At 38.8% G+C, this 15,145-nt stretch carries 17 protein-coding genes; 8 read left to right on the forward strand and 9 right to left on the reverse strand.

Annotated elements, in window-relative coordinates:
- Positions 1–50 precede the first annotated feature (50 nt).
- Positions 51–833, reverse strand: a complete 783-nt coding sequence (locus NFS43_RS12825; protein WP_251552070.1) for a hypothetical protein — start codon at positions 831–833, stop codon at positions 51–53.
- Between the two features lie 240 nt (positions 834–1,073).
- On the opposite strand from NFS43_RS12825, the gene NFS43_RS12830 reads away from it, so the two are divergent.
- Both NFS43_RS12830 and ndk read left to right on the forward strand, forming a co-directional pair.
- Positions 1,074–2,168: a diguanylate cyclase gene (locus NFS43_RS12830; protein ID WP_251552071.1), complete on the forward strand. Its 1,095-nt coding sequence runs from the start codon at positions 1,074–1,076 to the stop codon at positions 2,166–2,168.
- A gap of 206 nt (positions 2,169–2,374) precedes the next feature.
- A complete protein-coding gene (gene ndk, locus NFS43_RS12835; protein ID WP_251552103.1) occupies positions 2,375–2,830 on the forward strand; it encodes a nucleoside-diphosphate kinase in 456 nt (151 codons plus the stop codon).
- Positions 2,831–2,963: 133 nt separating this feature from the next.
- Here the strand turns inward: ndk and NFS43_RS12840 are convergent, their stop codons facing one another.
- The 3 genes from NFS43_RS12840 to NFS43_RS12850 form a co-directional block, all read right to left on the reverse strand.
- Complete coding sequence (locus tag NFS43_RS12840) at positions 2,964–3,473, reverse strand: DinB family protein (RefSeq protein WP_251552072.1); 510 nt, start codon at positions 3,471–3,473, stop codon at positions 2,964–2,966.
- 280 nt (positions 3,474–3,753) lie between these two features.
- Positions 3,754–4,218: a phage tail protein gene (locus tag NFS43_RS12845; RefSeq protein ID WP_251552073.1), complete on the reverse strand. Its 465-nt coding sequence runs from the start codon at positions 4,216–4,218 to the stop codon at positions 3,754–3,756.
- A gap of 20 nt (positions 4,219–4,238) precedes the next feature.
- Positions 4,239–4,718, reverse strand: coding sequence for a GyrI-like domain-containing protein (locus NFS43_RS12850; RefSeq protein ID WP_251552074.1), 480 nt, complete (start codon positions 4,716–4,718; stop codon positions 4,239–4,241).
- A 109-nt stretch (positions 4,719–4,827) separates the two neighbouring features.
- Between NFS43_RS12850 and NFS43_RS12855 the strand changes: the two genes are divergently transcribed.
- The 3 genes from NFS43_RS12855 (at position 4,828) to NFS43_RS12865 (ending at position 7,189) form a co-directional block, all read left to right on the forward strand.
- A complete protein-coding gene (locus NFS43_RS12855; protein ID WP_251552075.1) occupies positions 4,828–5,790 on the forward strand; it encodes a helix-turn-helix transcriptional regulator in 963 nt (320 codons plus the stop codon).
- A 332-nt stretch (positions 5,791–6,122) separates the two neighbouring features.
- Positions 6,123–6,569 (forward strand): MarR family winged helix-turn-helix transcriptional regulator, encoded by a 447-nt coding sequence (locus NFS43_RS12860; RefSeq protein ID WP_251552076.1) that lies wholly within the window; start codon positions 6,123–6,125, stop codon positions 6,567–6,569.
- 137 nt (positions 6,570–6,706) lie between these two features.
- The gene (locus NFS43_RS12865) at positions 6,707–7,189 is read left to right on the forward strand and encodes an ArsI/CadI family heavy metal resistance metalloenzyme (RefSeq protein ID WP_251552077.1); all 483 of its coding nucleotides are present in this window, start codon (positions 6,707–6,709) and stop codon (positions 7,187–7,189) included.
- Positions 7,190–7,274: 85 nt separating this feature from the next.
- Here the strand turns inward: NFS43_RS12865 and NFS43_RS12870 are convergent, their stop codons facing one another.
- Complete coding sequence (locus NFS43_RS12870) at positions 7,275–8,282, reverse strand: DUF3231 family protein (protein WP_251552104.1); 1,008 nt, start codon at positions 8,280–8,282, stop codon at positions 7,275–7,277.
- 158 nt (positions 8,283–8,440) lie between these two features.
- Here NFS43_RS12870 and NFS43_RS12875 point away from each other — a divergent pair, with 158 nt between their 5' ends.
- Positions 8,441–9,712: a SpoIID/LytB domain-containing protein gene (locus NFS43_RS12875; RefSeq protein WP_251552078.1), complete on the forward strand. Its 1,272-nt coding sequence runs from the start codon at positions 8,441–8,443 to the stop codon at positions 9,710–9,712.
- A 148-nt stretch (positions 9,713–9,860) separates the two neighbouring features.
- Here NFS43_RS12875 and NFS43_RS12880 read toward each other — a convergent pair whose 3' ends face one another.
- From NFS43_RS12880 to NFS43_RS12890, 3 genes are all read right to left on the reverse strand, one after another.
- Positions 9,861–11,093: an MFS transporter gene (locus NFS43_RS12880; protein ID WP_251552079.1), complete on the reverse strand. Its 1,233-nt coding sequence runs from the start codon at positions 11,091–11,093 to the stop codon at positions 9,861–9,863.
- Positions 11,094–11,215: 122 nt separating this feature from the next.
- A complete protein-coding gene (locus NFS43_RS12885) occupies positions 11,216–11,650 on the reverse strand; it encodes a MerR family transcriptional regulator (RefSeq protein WP_251552080.1) in 435 nt (144 codons plus the stop codon).
- Between the two features lie 69 nt (positions 11,651–11,719).
- Positions 11,720–12,565 carry an SPL family radical SAM protein gene (locus NFS43_RS12890; RefSeq protein WP_251552081.1) on the reverse strand — a complete coding sequence of 282 codons (846 nt, stop codon included), beginning with the start codon at positions 12,563–12,565 and terminating at the stop codon, positions 11,720–11,722.
- A 270-nt stretch (positions 12,566–12,835) separates the two neighbouring features.
- Here NFS43_RS12890 and NFS43_RS12895 point away from each other — a divergent pair, with 270 nt between their 5' ends.
- Both NFS43_RS12895 and NFS43_RS12900 read left to right on the forward strand, forming a co-directional pair.
- On the forward strand, positions 12,836–13,030 hold the full coding sequence (locus tag NFS43_RS12895) for a histidine kinase N-terminal domain-containing protein (protein WP_251552082.1): 195 nt from the start codon (positions 12,836–12,838) through the stop codon (positions 13,028–13,030).
- On the forward strand, positions 13,017–13,613 hold the full coding sequence (locus tag NFS43_RS12900) for a sensor histidine kinase (protein WP_251552083.1): 597 nt from the start codon (positions 13,017–13,019) through the stop codon (positions 13,611–13,613). The genes NFS43_RS12895 and NFS43_RS12900 overlap by 14 nt, the downstream gene beginning before the upstream one ends.
- Positions 13,614–13,827: 214 nt before the next feature.
- Here NFS43_RS12900 and sstT read toward each other — a convergent pair whose 3' ends face one another.
- Positions 13,828–15,066, reverse strand: a complete 1,239-nt coding sequence (sstT, locus tag NFS43_RS12905; RefSeq protein ID WP_251552084.1) for a serine/threonine transporter SstT — start codon at positions 15,064–15,066, stop codon at positions 13,828–13,830.
- Positions 15,067–15,145 lie beyond the last annotated feature (79 nt).

Below are 15,145 nucleotides of genomic sequence, written 5' to 3' on the forward strand. Positions count from 1 at the left end.
AAATTTGAAATCGGATTTTGGTAATATTCACAAATGCTATTTTGGGAAAACTATTTCATATTGTTTTTAAACTCATCATAGTCTGTTTTCACATAATGAAAAGCTGCAGCAGTTCCGCCATGGTCAGGGTGGGTCAGCTTCAACAGCTTCTTGAATCTAGCTAAAATTTCCTTCTGGCTGGCAGTTTTTGAAAGACCTAGTTTCTGTCGATAATCAAGTTTTGGGGGTGTTGAGGCATTCTGAGGCTTTTCGGGGTCTTTTTTGCCTTGTCTTGCCATTTCTTCTTTTATCTTCAAGAGCTCCTTTCGCAATTCAATATTTTCCTCCAGTACTTTTTTTGTTTCCATTTGTAATTTGTTATTCTCCGATTCAAGGCTCAGCATTTCTTTATGTAATTTGTTTCTTTGCTGGATAAGTGCTTGGATGGAAGTCTTATGGATTTCTTGGATTCCTTTAATATGATCATCCTGTGCTTTAATTTTGATTTTTAAATCGCGAATCGTTTTATCCTTATCAGAGGGCCTATGCTTCATTAACCTTTGTTCATTTGAAAGGTATTCAGCCATCTGATTCCCCTTGCCAATCTTTTCGATTTTTCCTTCAAACAGCCAGCGTTTGACGACCTGAATGCCAATATCAGGTGCAACCCCTGCATCCTTTAAAAGGAAGATCGCTTGATCGGTATCGTGAAATATACAATCTTTAGTCCGCACTCCTGACTTGCCTTCATAGGTGATTTTTTGCTCGCGAAGCCATCGTCGAACTGTTTGGACACTTCGATCATCTTCTAATCCAGCAGTTTTTAATAGGTCAAAAGCTTGATCTGTATTCATCGTATCCTCCTCGATTAGCGTAAGTCCCTGACTCTCATAGTTATCTTAAAGCAGTAAGTGAAGATTGTGAATGGTTAAAAAAGCCTAAAACATAAGGCTTCTTTTAGGTATGAATCTCTCGGCAATAATAAGGACAAACAATAGGTCATTTGACTCATATCTTCAACTAATCCATTATAGATATACAAACCATTTGTTTCGCAGAAATTATGATTGGATGCCTAAAAGGAGAATCTGTTTGTGAACCATGTCATGGATACTTTTCTAAGCAACATCACTCTGATTATTGCTTATATGTACATTGCCAATAAATTAAAGGAATTCATCATCCTTAAAACGAAGAAATGGCTAAAATTACTGTGGCTGACGGCCATAATCAGTAGTCTATTAAGTATTTGGGTTATGCATTATCCGCTCCAAGCGGCAGGAATGCGAATTGATTTAAGAGCTATTCCGATATTCTTCACCTCTTTTTTATTCGGATGGAAAAATGGTCTAATTACGATTCTGTTGCCAGCATGGCTTCGATATGAAATGGGAGGACCTACCGTTATTCAAGGGATCATCCAATCGATATTATTACCGTTCCTAATCGGTTCGTTATTTCATAGAAAAAAAGCAGTAAATCCTCCATTTACAATGGTTCATTTCAATCATATGGGAGCGGCATTTCTTATTTATGAATTAATCAAATCAATCTCAATGCTATGGACCACTCCAGCCACTGGAGCAACCATCCTTTTTATGTGTATATTTGAAACCATCGCTTTACTGACGATTGGATTAATTAACAATGATGTAAACCGCAATTTGCTTACGATAAAAGAATTGGAATATCAATCAAGGCACGACTATATGACAAACCTATATAATCTGCGACATTTTCACAGCAAAGTGGAGGATATAATTCGGAAAAAGATTCCATTCGTTATTGCACTGTTCGATGTGGATTATTTTAAAAATTACAATGATACACATGGACATCTTGCTGGTGATACTGTCCTTCGTACAGTAGGGCAGCTTTTAATGGATAGTATGCGGGAAGAAGATGTGTTTGCCAGGTATGGAGGGGAAGAATTTATTGTTTGTTTTACCAATGTGACTAACGTAAGACAGGCTGCGGAAATTGCTGAGCGGTTTCGATGTCTTGTTGAAACCTATCCCTTTCAGGGTGAGGAGCAACAGCCGAATGGTTCTTTAACCATCTCGATGGGACTAAGCACTGTTTCCAATCATAAAAGTCTTCGTACCTTAATTGAAGAAGCGGACCATGCTCTATATCTCGCCAAAAAGGCAGGAAGAAACACGTTTAAGATCTATCCCGATCAGGATTAAAACGACCTGCTTTACATAAATGTCGTGCCAATAGGATTTGTTATTGATTTAGCATCCGAGAACGTCTTTCTTAAGAACGAAAGGTTTGAAATCTGCACGTTTACGCCATAATGGATAACGTACAAACTAAACCCATAAAGGAGATTAGCGTAATCTCTATAAACTGGGAGTTCGTTAGAATACGTTTAAGAGGTGATGGTATGACTTTGCAGCGCACGTTTATTATGGTGAAGCCTGATGGAGTAAGAAGAGGCTTGATCGGGGAGATCATGAAACGCTTTGAGCAGAAAGGTTTTTCCTTATTGCAGGCAGAGCTGATGACCGTTGATCGTTCTAAGGCGGAATATCATTATATGGAGCATAAGGAAAAGCCATTCTTCGGCGAATTAGTGGATTTCATTACTTCTGGACCCGTCTTTGCCATGGTCTGGGAAGGCGAAAATATTATTGAGATTTCACGCCTCATGATTGGCAAGACAAGTCCATTGGAAGCAATGCCTGGTACAATCCGCGGGGACTTTGCCCATTCTAAAGAGGAGAATGTCATCCACGGTTCAGATTCAATCTTAAGTGCACAACGGGAGATTGAAAATTTCTTTGGTTTACTTAAAAATCGGAACCTAAGAGATGATTTCCCGTTTGAGGGCCGGCAATCTGTTTAATTCACGATTATCCCCTTGGCTGATTACCGCTAAGGGGATCTTATTTTCACTGAGAGGGGCATACCCTCCCTTTTTCATATTCAGTCACTCAGATACGTATATTTATAACCTATCGGTCAAATGATGATGCCAATTACTGCCTGTCAAATAAATAAAGAATGTAATCTGTCGATGCTCCAGAATATCCTAATTGTCTCAACATAGCCGTGATGTTTCCTCTGTGATACGTTCCATGGTTTGAAACATGCTGAACCAAATCAGACACGGTTGATTCTAATTTGCCGTATTGTGGATGCTCCGTTGTAACAGAACGATCTTTGCAGCCTAAACTAGAAAAAAATTCCCTATATTGCTTGGATAAATGGTGATAGGCCTCTTCAAGGTCGGCCAGTGTCATCGTATGGATTTTCTCTAATAAACCACCCATTAACACTGCAAGCTCTTCGTAATTTTTTCCTGAGATGACATGAAACCAAACGACATCCACCCTATAAATATGTCTGACGGCATCTAGTATCGTTGGGAATACGCTTTGAATTTCTTCTTGGACCTTTTTCTCAGGCACTTCCTTAAGTTTCGCAAATATCCTTTGGTTTGCCCAAACGTGATAATCATAAATTTTTGTAAATGTTGATTGTTCCATAAATGGTCCTCCTCTTCTTTTTCGAAACTTAGGGATATTTCTTCTAAGGAGTTTAGGATATATTTTTCTAGCAACCTCATAACCTTTATCATCATTTCATCTAATGAATGGTAAAAACAGTAAGAAGTGCCCAAAGCAATTGTAACATAAAAGAAGGCAAGCCAAGGAAAATGTTCGTGTCTTTTGATCTGTTATTGAGTGAAAGCTATTCTTTTATTTAGAGTTAAAATAGCTTTCACTCAAAATGGTTCTTTTTTCAAAGATTGTTCCTTTGCCAGCTTTAATATTCACCTTTAATGACAAAAAACGAGCCCCTAATAGTTCCCGCCAGTTTTGATTTCTGCCTGGCAAATTTAAACTTCCCTTCTAATTCCTTTGGTACCTCCATCCCTTCAGAAAGCTTAAAACCTACAGCCCGCTTCTTAGGATCATCCACCGTATACATGACGTTGACCGCAAGTCCATCCTCATAAAAGACGAAGGCCCATTTGATATTTTCCACTTGAAATCGTGACGTTTCTAATGGTTTGGCCGCAAACTCAATATTACGTTCTTCTTTCAAAATTCGGTTCACATAATCAAGGGTTTCCTGACTTTCAGTAGCAGGGACAACCGTAAATTCATGCTTATATTTGTTCATAAAGTAACGAGCTTCATGTGCGCGTAAACCAGCAAGTGCCTCCGCTTGTGGTGAAGACTCGAAACCAACTGCTGTTACATTTCTAAAATCAACGATAGCAGCCACTTCCATCCCTCCTTCTTTTTTTATTTTCTCACAACCGGAATCCACATTTCACCATAAATCTGGCCGTTTCGATTCCCCATCTCAACCGTTGCATTGGGCCCCCCAACATAGGCAAATTCCCTTGCTTCTGGCAGAACTTGACCAAAGGCAATGCCAGCAAGCATATTATGCAATTGATCAGCTGTCTTTGCTTCCCCTTTTACAACCAGGTATTCCCCCTTAGGAAATTGGATCATTCTAGCTTCTTCCGGCGCAGGCGTCTCGGTCATGACGCCTGCATAATGCATCATCTTGTTATTCACCGCTTCATTTACGGCAAAAACGTACCCATTTACGGCTATGGATTTTAACCAGTCTAGTGTTCCATCTTGGCTGACAGCCAGCCAAAAGTCTGACTTTTCCTTGTTTATGCCAGCATAATCTGTGTAGTGGCTCTTAAGCTCCGTACCAATTCCCAAAACGGTAAAGCTGTCTTTTGTTTCAATGCTATAGTCTGCCATTCTCAAAACCATCCTCTGTTTTTAAATTTCAAATGACTTGTTTTCTTCACTTGATAGGTATATCATAGCCTTAAATCATGTCAAAAAATGATACTTTTTAGAGGTCTTAATGAAAAAAGTTGAACGGATCAATATTATCATGCGGTATATCAATAACCGCGCCCATTTTACTATTTCTGAAATCATGAAAGAATTTAACATCTCTCGTTCGACAGCTATTAGGGATATCAAAGAAATTGAAGCCATGGGGATGCCGCTTATCGCTGAAGTTGGAAGAGATGGGGGTTATTTTGTCATGAACAACTCAGTCCTGCCCAATGTCCGCTTTACCGATAATGAAATCAAAGCTCTTTTTATTGCCTTTATGGCCACAAGAAACCAGCAGCTCCCCTATCTAAAAAGCCGTCAATCTTTAGCTGAAAAATTGCTGGGCCTCCTATCAGAAAACCAGCAAGAGACCCTGGTTCTTTTAAATCAAATTCTGCTTTTTGAAGGAACTAATCCGAATAATCCTGACCTGCTTGATCTGTCAGACCTCCCTCATCCTATGTTAGAAAAACTCTTTCAAATCATTCTTTTGGATAGATATTTATTGATTACCATCCAAGAAGAAAAGGTATTCAAGTCTTATCCGATTTTTCTCTTGCACCTTTATCGCGAAAAAAGTCTTTGGCTGATTGAAGGATTTGACTTAAAGGAAGAAAAGAAGCAGATTTTCCCTGTAGACAAGCTCACCGATGTCGAACCTTACCAGCCAAAAAATAGATTAAGCATGAAAAAGATTTTAGAGAAACTAGGTAAGCAGGAAGAAGAGATCAATCTTGTCCTTGAGCTTGGCCCAAAAGCGATTGCCCAATTCAAAAAATACCACCCTTTCAAAGTTTCAATTTCCTATACGAATCCATACCAAACCACTGCCATTCTTAAGACATATATCAATGTTAATATGCCCGAAGATTTAGCTGAAATAACCAATTGGCTGCTTTTCCTTGGTGGAGATATCAAGGTCAGGGAGGTTCCAGAAGAAGTCTTGCAAAGTTTAAAAGAGAGAGTGTGCCTATTCTTCCCTTAAGCAGCAGCCAGTTAAGGCCCTAATCGCTTGACCCGATAAAAAGTGGGGAACCTTGACAACAGGCCCTCCTTCCTTTCATTTATTTTAATTGAATTCCACGGCCAAAATTCTAGAAATTTATACAAAAACCTTTTCCATAATCATAACATCGACAAAGCGTCTGTCTAATTTTCCTAGGTTTTTAAATACCCTTACTGCTTGCCTTGGAATAAGATTAAGCCCCATGTTTCCCCCCTCTGTCGTTTATAATTAAAACCATTTTATAAAATTTTTTCCAATAATAGTTGCAAAATACAAATAAGTATTATATAAATATAACTGAGGTGGAAAAAATGGAAAATATACGTGAACAGTTCCAGATCATGACAAGGCGATTTGGACTTTTAAATAAGAATTGCTGCCAAATTGGCGGCAGCGAAATATCCCTGGTCCAGAGCCATATCCTTTACGAACTTCTTCGCAGAAATAAACCATCGATGCAGCAGGCCGCGGATACCTTGGGGATCGATATTACGACCTTTAGCCGGCAAATCCAAACGCTGGTCAAAATGGGCTTGGTTTCAAAAACACCGCTTCCTGATGATAAACGCGTCTCCCAGCTTAGCTTGACGACTGAAGGGAATTATGTCGCCGCTTCCATTGATGCGCAAATGAACCAGTATTTGGAGGAAGTGTTCTCTCACATGAGCGGATTTGAACGTGACATGGTAATAAACTCGGTCAAACTGTTAAATGAAGCCATGTCCAAGTCAACCGTCTGCTGCAGGCCATTAATTTGAGCAAGTTCTACTTGATCTTTTACCGTGCAAGTTTGCCAGATCTGATGTTAGTTAATAGCATTTTTAAAAAGAAATTTGTTTTGATTGATTCCCTATTTACGATATTCAAAATAAATATAAAGTTGGAGGAATTTAAAATGAAGTATGCTCATGTAGGTTTAAATGTAACCAATTTAGAAAAATCCCTGGAGTTTTACACTAAACTATTTGGCATGGAGCCAGTGAAGACCAAGCCGGATTATGCGAAATTCCTGCTCGAAACACCAGGCTTAAATATCACTCTTAATCTTAAGAATGAGGTTAAAGGTAATCAAGTTGGACATTTTGGATTTCAAGTGGAAAGTACAGAGGAAGTCATTGCCCACAAAAATAGACTTGAACAAAGCGGGGTTCTCTCACAATATGACGAAATCAATACGACCTGCTGTTATGCTGTTCAAGATAAATTTTGGGTTCATGATCCGGATGGAAACGAGTGGGAGTTCTTCTATACAAAGTCAGACGCAGCAACATTCAGTGAAAATGCTACTGCCTGCTGCACACAAGAGCCTAGTACTGAACAAGTGAATTGCTGCTCTGCAACGGATCAAATAAACGGCACAGCCAACTGCTGCTCATAATATATTTTCGAAGGGTCTCTTCCATGAGGGACCCTTTTTGTAGAGGAACATGTATGAACGTGAATTATTCAGAGCTTCTAATCAATTATTTGTCCTTACGGTTTATCAACTTGTCTCTATCATGCACTTGAGGAGGGTTTTCCAGCCATTTTTCTTTTATCATAAGTTTAGCTCCATCCTCAGCAAAGCTTGACAACTCAGCCATCAATCTTGCATAGATCAAACCAATGTCTTTCCTTACACTCCCGCCAATAGCTGTTCCAAAATCCGCCAATGCAATAGCACTAAGTAAATTTATTTGAAACAACATTAATTTATCTGAGAACGGAGATTCTATGGAGTCTGTTACCAAAGCGTCCCATGTTGAGGGATAGGAAGTATTGCTATCCTTTAAAATTTCGAAAAAAGTGGTTACCTGTTTTTTACCAATATTAGATCCCCGTTGAAAAAAATGTCTTAAGCTTTTTGATTTAGCAACTTGACTAAATCCCATTAAAAGAGTTTGTCCTACATGACAAACTTCAATATTTGTACCTAAATGTGCAATCTCGATCGCTAATAATGGCCGTTGTTTCCCAAAAAAATCACCCAAAAAATCATCATTTTCTACGAATGTGACTTTTTTTGGATAATCCATATAGGGAGATCTAACAAACGTCCCCAACTCAAGAGCTAAATCCGATGCGAAATCAAACAAGCTTTCGGTTTGACTGTACCACTTTTTATATAGATCACGAATGTCTTTTCTTGAAGCAATAGCTTTGGCTAGAGAATAAGTAGTTAGCCCTGTACGCCCCATATGCTCCAGATAACGTAAATAATAAATATCAGAGAATAATCTAGGAGCATTCCTATGTATGTCATTTTCATTAAATCCCTGAGGGACAGCTATTTTTTCCTTTTGGAATAATCCCGTAATCGTTTTAATGTGGTCATCAGCAATTTGCAATGCCGAATCGATTACTTTTTCAATTTTTTCATTCTCTACTGTTAGTTTAAAGTGGGTGAGAATACATTTCCCCATGGTATCAGCCATGTAGGTGTTCCACAAAGTGGCTAATTCAGAAGAAGTTAATTTTGGTTCGTGAATCATCTCCAACTGGTTCACCTCCCGATTTTATGTTTTGTATTTTTTCCGATCATTTGTCCAAATATCCACCTATTTCATATTGATTCCTTTCAGCCAATCCGCATAGGGTATTTCTGGCTTATCCTAATTAAGGAATAATCAATATTTCTATTAACAATACTATGGATATGAAAACTCTTATTACTTTGATATGTATCTTTTTTCTAGTTTCATTTGCTGGTGATGTGCTTGCGGAAGAAATGATTTCAGTAAGGTTAAGAAATTATATCGGAAACAGCTCTAATTTATCCCTCCACATAAAAGGCAGTTACTCAACATTAGGTTCAGCAGCAAAGTTAAAGGAAGGAAATCATTATTCACTTACAGTAAAAAATGGGAAATTATATCTTCAATGCGGCAAGTCAAAAACTCAAATAAACAATCCCTTTATTGTTTATCCAGACGTTTATGATGAAAATCATCTACTCTACATGAATGGCAGACCTTATATGGGGGCAGTTGAGTTCCATATTGAGGATAAAAAATACATTCGGCCCGTCAATCAATTACTATTAGAAGATTACTTAAAGGGAGTAGTCCCCTTTGAAGTTTTTCCAAATTGGAATCTTGAGGCCTTAAAAGCTCAAACTTTAGCAGCCCGCACTTATACCATCACCCATAAAAATGCGAAAATCGATGACACCATTCACTATCAAGTCTACGGAGGCTACAATCAATTCGATAAAACAAAACAGGCTGTAAATGAAACAAAAGGAGAAATCATTACCTTTCAGGATAAACCCATCATCGCTTTTTATTCTGCCAGCAATGGCGGGATGACCGAAAGTGATGAAAATGTCTGGGGCGGCAAAGCAAGCCCGTATTTTCCCATCAAACAAGACCCTTATGATCCCATTTTCCCCTGGACATTCACTTTAAACAAAACACAAATCGAATGGGATGAAATTAACTGGAATGATTCAAATTGGTGGGAAGGACTGGAAGAAATGGATGATAAAATTACCGCTGCTATGAAAACTTGGCTTAATCAAAATGGGTATACAGGTGAAATAAAAATTCTGAGTGTCCCCTTTTTTGCAATCGATCAACATAAAAATGAATCACAAAGGTCGCTGCAAGGCTCGATTCAAATCGAATTTATGAGAAGGCTGATTGATGGCACCATTTTATTCGAGAAAGTCGCTTTCGATCATGTTCCGTTAAAAAGAATTCGACCGATGATCGGGGGAGCTTTGTTTAGAAGTTATTTAATCAATTCGTTTCAAATGAATCCCTTTTTATATAAGGTAAGTGGCAATGGGAATGGGCATGGTGTTGGCATGAGTCAATGGGGAGCAAATAAAATGGCGGAAAAAGGGAAATCTTACAAAGAAATCATTGAACACTATTATCCTGGCACACAAGTTAAAGTCATTACCTCCTCTTCAGAATGATCTGAGATCGAAGAAAGAATGGTTCCTAACCGTTCTTTCTTATTTTATTCTCGCGCCATCAGCGGAAAAAGAAAATCTGCTGATTGGAAATCAACAAAAAAAAGAAGACTATTCAGCCTTCTTTTCTGTTAATCTATTACATTAGTAATTAATGTGCGGACTCCACATTGTCTACATGAGAGATGTGAGAACGATTAGCCAAAATAAACAGAACAGACAGGAGAACAAAACATCCGCCTACGATAAATGGCACATGCGGGGAAAACCATTCTGCTAATTTACCTGCTAAAAACGGTGCGACTGCGCTGCCCAAGTAACGTAAAAAACTGTAAGCAGCTGAAGCAGTGGATCGTTCAATTGGGGCTGCATTCATCACCGCTGTTGTGATCAATGTATTATTATTTCCAAGCAAAGCTCCTGCTAGGATGACCGCAGCAATGACCCACCATTGTGTATCTGTCCAAATTCCCATCGATAGTAATAATAGGGAGAATAAGAAAAGCATGAAACACATAGATTTAATCGTTCCAAATTGCTGCTGCAGCTTAGGTGCCATAAAAACGGAAGTGACAGCAAGCAAGACACCCCAGCCGATAAACACATAACCAAGACCATGCTCATCCAGTCCCATCACAAACGGCGCATAAGCAAGCAGCGTAAAAAAGCCAAAGTTATAAAGACAGGCTGCTATGCCGAACACTAATATCGAGCGATGCTTTAACGCGCGGAAGGGATCAAGCAAAGAAGTACTCTTAGCAGGCGATGACTCTCCCGCATTCAGTTTTTTATTTCCCGGCATCAACACCGACAAGAAAATAAAGGCGAGCACCATTAACACTGCTACACCTATAAAAGGGCCTCTCCAGGTGATAGCGCCTAATTCCCCGCCAAGCAGCGGACCAACAGAAATACCAAGACCAATGGCAGCTTCATATAAAATAACCGCTTTTGCTGTTCCTTTTTTGGATAATGTCACAATCGCAGTAAGAGCAGTTGCAACAAATAATGAGTTTCCAAGGCCCCATCCCCCGCGCAAGGCAACAATTGACCAAATATGATCGGACAAACCGCCGGCAGCAGAAAAAACGGCAATAATCACCACACCAGATAAAAGCGTCATTTTGATCCCCAAACGTGATGAAACTGCCCCTGTAATTAACATGGCGACAGCCATAACAGCATTATAGCTGGTGAAAAGCAATGTGACCTGACTCTGAGTGGCATTTAATTGTTTGGAGATGGCCGGCAAAATAGGATCAACCAGCCCTAGGCCCATAAAGGCAATAATACTGGCAAAAAAAACAGCCCAAACCGCCTTTGAATGGCCTGTGGATTTTCCTTCTTCTATGACAGAAGTTGAGGATAATGAAGATGATGACATTTTTATACCCCTTTATAATTTATTTATTTGCATATTATATAAAAATCTAACGTTTACGTCAACGTTAGATTTAGGGTAAATAGTCATGTTTTTAATGAATGGCCATGATTTTGATCGGGTCATTATTTATGGTCAATTCTCTCAATAGCAGCTCTGGCCCTCTCCCTTAGAGTCACTAACTCCGTTTGGACATTGAGAATCTTTCCCATCTTTTGTTCTAGTAATTCTAATTGTTTATCAAGAATTCCAATCATTTCAGCCAGCATTTCCCTTTGCTCTCCTGGGGCGGATGCCTTCCGATATTCTGCTCTCTGGCTTTCAATGGTGTCTGTTAGCGTAATAAATTGCTGCACTTCTTGCAAGGTAAGGCCTAATACCTCTTTGGCAACCGTAATTTTTTTTAAAAATTCAACATGATCCTGATGATACAGCCTAGTCCCTCCTTCGCTTCGTTCAGGGGGTTGCAGGATCCCAATCTCTTCATAGTATCGAATCGTCCTCTTGCTTAAACCACTTTGTTTGGCTACATCATCTATTTTTAATAACTCTTCTTTCAAAAATACCACCTCCAGCCAAGTTCCTCCATCATTATATCTATCTTTAACGTTAAAGTCGAATTGAAAAAGTTATCGGAAAGTTTGTTTTAATTTTGGGAAAACTTCCTTTTGTGAAACCCGGATCCGTTCACGATGAAAATATGTACTAAAATACTTTTCCACCATAAGATGGAGATCTTTGCGGTACCACTTTGATAACCCCTTCTCCTCAAATAGGTCAGGCATGCCCAGCCTCTCTGACCGTTTTCCCATAGATCCGTCTCCAATACTTAGAGTATCAATCCAAATATGATCAGCGAGACCGTCCAATATCTTTGGAAAGTCAGGAGTAAATGGCAATACAGGAGAAATCGAAGCCTGCGTATGAATTCCTGCATCATGAAGCTCTTTTAATGCTTTGATTCGCAGTTGGATTCCGGGCGAATAAGGGGCAAACAGCTGTTTTATGTCTTCTCGGTCAGTTTCCACCGTCATCGATACAAGGACTTCGCATTTCTCTTTCAATTTTGCGAACAAATCCAAATCCCTTGTGACAAGCGGACTTCGTGTCTGGATTTGCAGAAAGTCAGGCGGATTTTCAACCATTTCTTCCAATAGCATTCGCGTAATGTTGGCTGTTCTCTCGATAGGCTGGTATGGGTCGGTTGCGGAGGACATAAAAATATTCACTGGTTTATTTTTCTTGCGCAGCTTTATTATTTCATTTTGATAATTTTCTGCTGCATTAGTTTTGATATCCAGCCATTCCCCCCATGGAGTTCCCTTAAACCTTTGGATAGGCATTTCTCGAACATAACAGTATTTGCAGGCAAATGCGCAGCCGCTATATGGATTCAAGGAATAGGTAAACCCGCTATCTAAGTACCCCTTTGCCTCAGTTAAGATTTTCTTGGCTAAAATTTCATTGGTTTCCAAGGATCCTTCTCCTTTCTTACCTGTCTCATATTATAGTAGCATTTTATTATCGAGACGAGTCTATTCAAGCTTTTATGGCCTCTGAAATCCCGCCTGAATTTATCATAAAATGCAATAAATATTATTTTCTTTTATATAATAATCACTGTATAAAAGTTGGATATTTTATGTTATATTTTCCTTAGAAAAATCAGATAGAAATCAGGAAATTGGGACTGCATAATTGGAACAATGTGTCCTATTTTTTTTAAAATAGAAAGCAGGTATGTTATGGAAATAAATGTACATACAAATTACGGATATAAAAAATTAGGACAATTTCTAATCGAAAATGAGCAAACATTCTTGCATTTTTGGGAAGAAGAAATTATCGTCCATGAGAACATAGATAATAAAGAACTAATTAGGAAAAACGGTTTTTTGATGTATCAAATCATCGCTAATTTCTGTGATGGGATTTATTAAGCTATTAAAAAATCAGCATCCTGATCTGCCTTATTTAGATGTAATTAGTAAAGAATTAGACCAGCTGAAGTTTAGAATAACCCAGTTTCTGCATACATCAAAGATGAACACCGTATTCGAAACTAAAAATGAGGACATTACAATCAATTTCTTATTAGAAGAAGTAATGGATTTTTTGTATCCCAGTATCGTCGATGGAAATATACAGATTATCTCCAATATTGAAGAGGACATAAAAATAAACGGTGACAGAAATGAGTTAAAGCAGGTTTTTTTAAATCTTTTGATGAATGCCGTTGATGCGGTATGCGAGGAAGAAAACGAGAGACGAATTAACATTGATACAGAGGCGGGCTTTGATCAAATTACGATTAATGTCTCTAATAACGGTTCGCCCCTTAATCCCGATGCCATAGAATATATTTTTGAGCCCTTCTACACGACAAAGAAACTTGGTACAGGAATCGGCCTGTTTGTTTGTAAGAATATCGTGGAAAAGCATAAGGGCAAAATTCATTGTTTTTCAAAAGATCATTTAACTACCTTTCAAATTACTTTACCCATTAAAAAAAATGAAAGCTAAAAATCAGCGGGCTGTCTATTAAGGTGTCTGACTCCTTAATAGACAGCCCCGCTTTATTTATAATCAATAAATATGCTGCATTTGTATCAAATATTTATAGTTGTGATTTCTCGATACCACAACAACCCTATCGTATTTTCCTATAAAACAGCCATATATAAAATATGGAAAAATAAAAACAGTGTGATATCAAGAAAAATCACACTGCACATGATTAAGAAGCTTTGGAGATGGTTATCTTTTTCCCTTCCTTGCGTCGTTTTCTAAATTCTGCTGCAGCGGTAAACAACACGTCTGTAGAGGAATTAATGGCCGTTTCAAAGGAGTCCTGCAACACGCCAATAATAAAGCCTACCCCCACGACCTGCATCGCCACATCATTCGAAATGCCAAACAGGCTGCAGGCAACCGGAATCAGCAATAAAGAGCCTCCAGCAACTCCTGATGCTCCCGCTGCACATACAGTTGACAATACACTAAGCAGGATAGCGGTCGGAATGTCCACTTGAATGTTTAGTGTGTGAACCGCTGCCAATGTTAAAACCGAAATCGTCACGGCAGCCCCAGCCATATTGACGGTAGCCCCCAATGGAATAGAGACAGTATAGGTATCCTTATCTAATCCTAATTTTTCACATAATTTCATATTCACCGGAATGTTGGCTGCTGAGCTGCGGGTAAAAAAGGCAGTAATTCCGCTTTCCTTTAAGCAAGTTAACACTAGCGGATAGGGATTCTGACGAATGTTTAAGTACACGATTATCGGATTGACGACCAGCGCCACAAAAAGCATACAGCCGATTAAAACGGCAAGCAATTTTCCATAGCTTAATAGGGAATCAATGCCATTTGTCGTGATCGATTCAATAACTAATCCCATGATGCCTAGTGGAGCTAACTTAATGACCCATGAAACCATCTTTGAAACGGCATCAGATAAATTGGCCAGCATGGTCTTGGTTGTATCCTCGGCAGATTTTAATGCCACGCCTAAAACGATTGCCCACGCTAATATCCCAACGTAGTTCGCGTTGTAAATCGCTTTAACTGGATTATCGACGACATTCATGAGCAAGGTTTTGAGAACCTCCACTACACCCCCTGGAGCAGCCAAGTCATCAGCTCCCTTAGTCAGGGTTATATTGACAGGAAAGAGAAAACTGACAATGACGGCAGCGGCACCGGCAAAAAAGGTGCCTAAAAGATAAAGGATGATAATTGATTGCATATTCGTTTGCCGGCCTTTCTTATGCTGTGCGATGGCCGACATAACCAAAAACAAAACCAATATCGGGGCAATAGCTTTTAAGGCACCCACAAATAGAGAGCCAAATAGGACAAGTGGTTTAGCAACTTGCGGAACAGATACAGCCAAAATGATTCCAATGATTAAACCAATAAAGATTTGCATGACCAAGCTTAATTGATTCCATTTTTTGAAAAGTTGTTTCATGGTTAATTCCCCCTCCAACATTTTACCGTTTTTTTGGATTATTTATTTCTCTATCACTTTACCTTAATAGAAATTTAAT

The sequence above is a fragment of the Neobacillus muris genome (assembly GCF_943193175.1).
GTDB classification, from domain to species: Bacteria; Bacillota; Bacilli; order Bacillales; family Cytobacillaceae; genus Neobacillus; species Neobacillus muris.

Excerpts from the sequence above, each read along its gene's own strand:
- NFS43_RS12825 (WP_251552070.1), bottom strand. The coding sequence starts at position 833 with ATGAATACAGATCAAGCTTTTGACCTATTAAAAACTGCTGGATTAGAA.
- NFS43_RS12840 (WP_251552072.1), bottom strand. The coding sequence starts at position 3,473 with ATGGAACAATCAACATTTACAAAAATTTATGATTATCACGTTTGGGCA.
- NFS43_RS12850 (WP_251552074.1), bottom strand. The coding sequence starts at position 4,718 with ATGGCAGACTATAGCATTGAAACAAAAGACAGCTTTACCGTTTTGGGA.
- NFS43_RS12855 (WP_251552075.1), top strand. The coding sequence starts at position 4,828 with ATGAAAAAAGTTGAACGGATCAATATTATCATGCGGTATATCAATAAC.
- NFS43_RS12860 (WP_251552076.1), top strand. The coding sequence starts at position 6,123 with ATGGAAAATATACGTGAACAGTTCCAGATCATGACAAGGCGATTTGGA.
- NFS43_RS12865 (WP_251552077.1), top strand. The coding sequence starts at position 6,707 with ATGAAGTATGCTCATGTAGGTTTAAATGTAACCAATTTAGAAAAATCC.
- NFS43_RS12870 (WP_251552104.1), bottom strand. The coding sequence starts at position 8,282 with ATGATTCACGAACCAAAATTAACTTCTTCTGAATTAGCCACTTTGTGG.
- NFS43_RS12875 (WP_251552078.1), top strand. The coding sequence starts at position 8,441 with ATGGATATGAAAACTCTTATTACTTTGATATGTATCTTTTTTCTAGTT.
- NFS43_RS12880 (WP_251552079.1), bottom strand. The coding sequence starts at position 11,093 with ATGTCATCATCTTCATTATCCTCAACTTCTGTCATAGAAGAAGGAAAA.
- NFS43_RS12895 (WP_251552082.1), top strand. The coding sequence starts at position 12,836 with ATGGAAATAAATGTACATACAAATTACGGATATAAAAAATTAGGACAA.
- NFS43_RS12900 (WP_251552083.1), top strand. The coding sequence starts at position 13,017 with ATGGGATTTATTAAGCTATTAAAAAATCAGCATCCTGATCTGCCTTAT.
- sstT (WP_251552084.1), bottom strand. The coding sequence starts at position 15,066 with ATGAAACAACTTTTCAAAAAATGGAATCAATTAAGCTTGGTCATGCAA.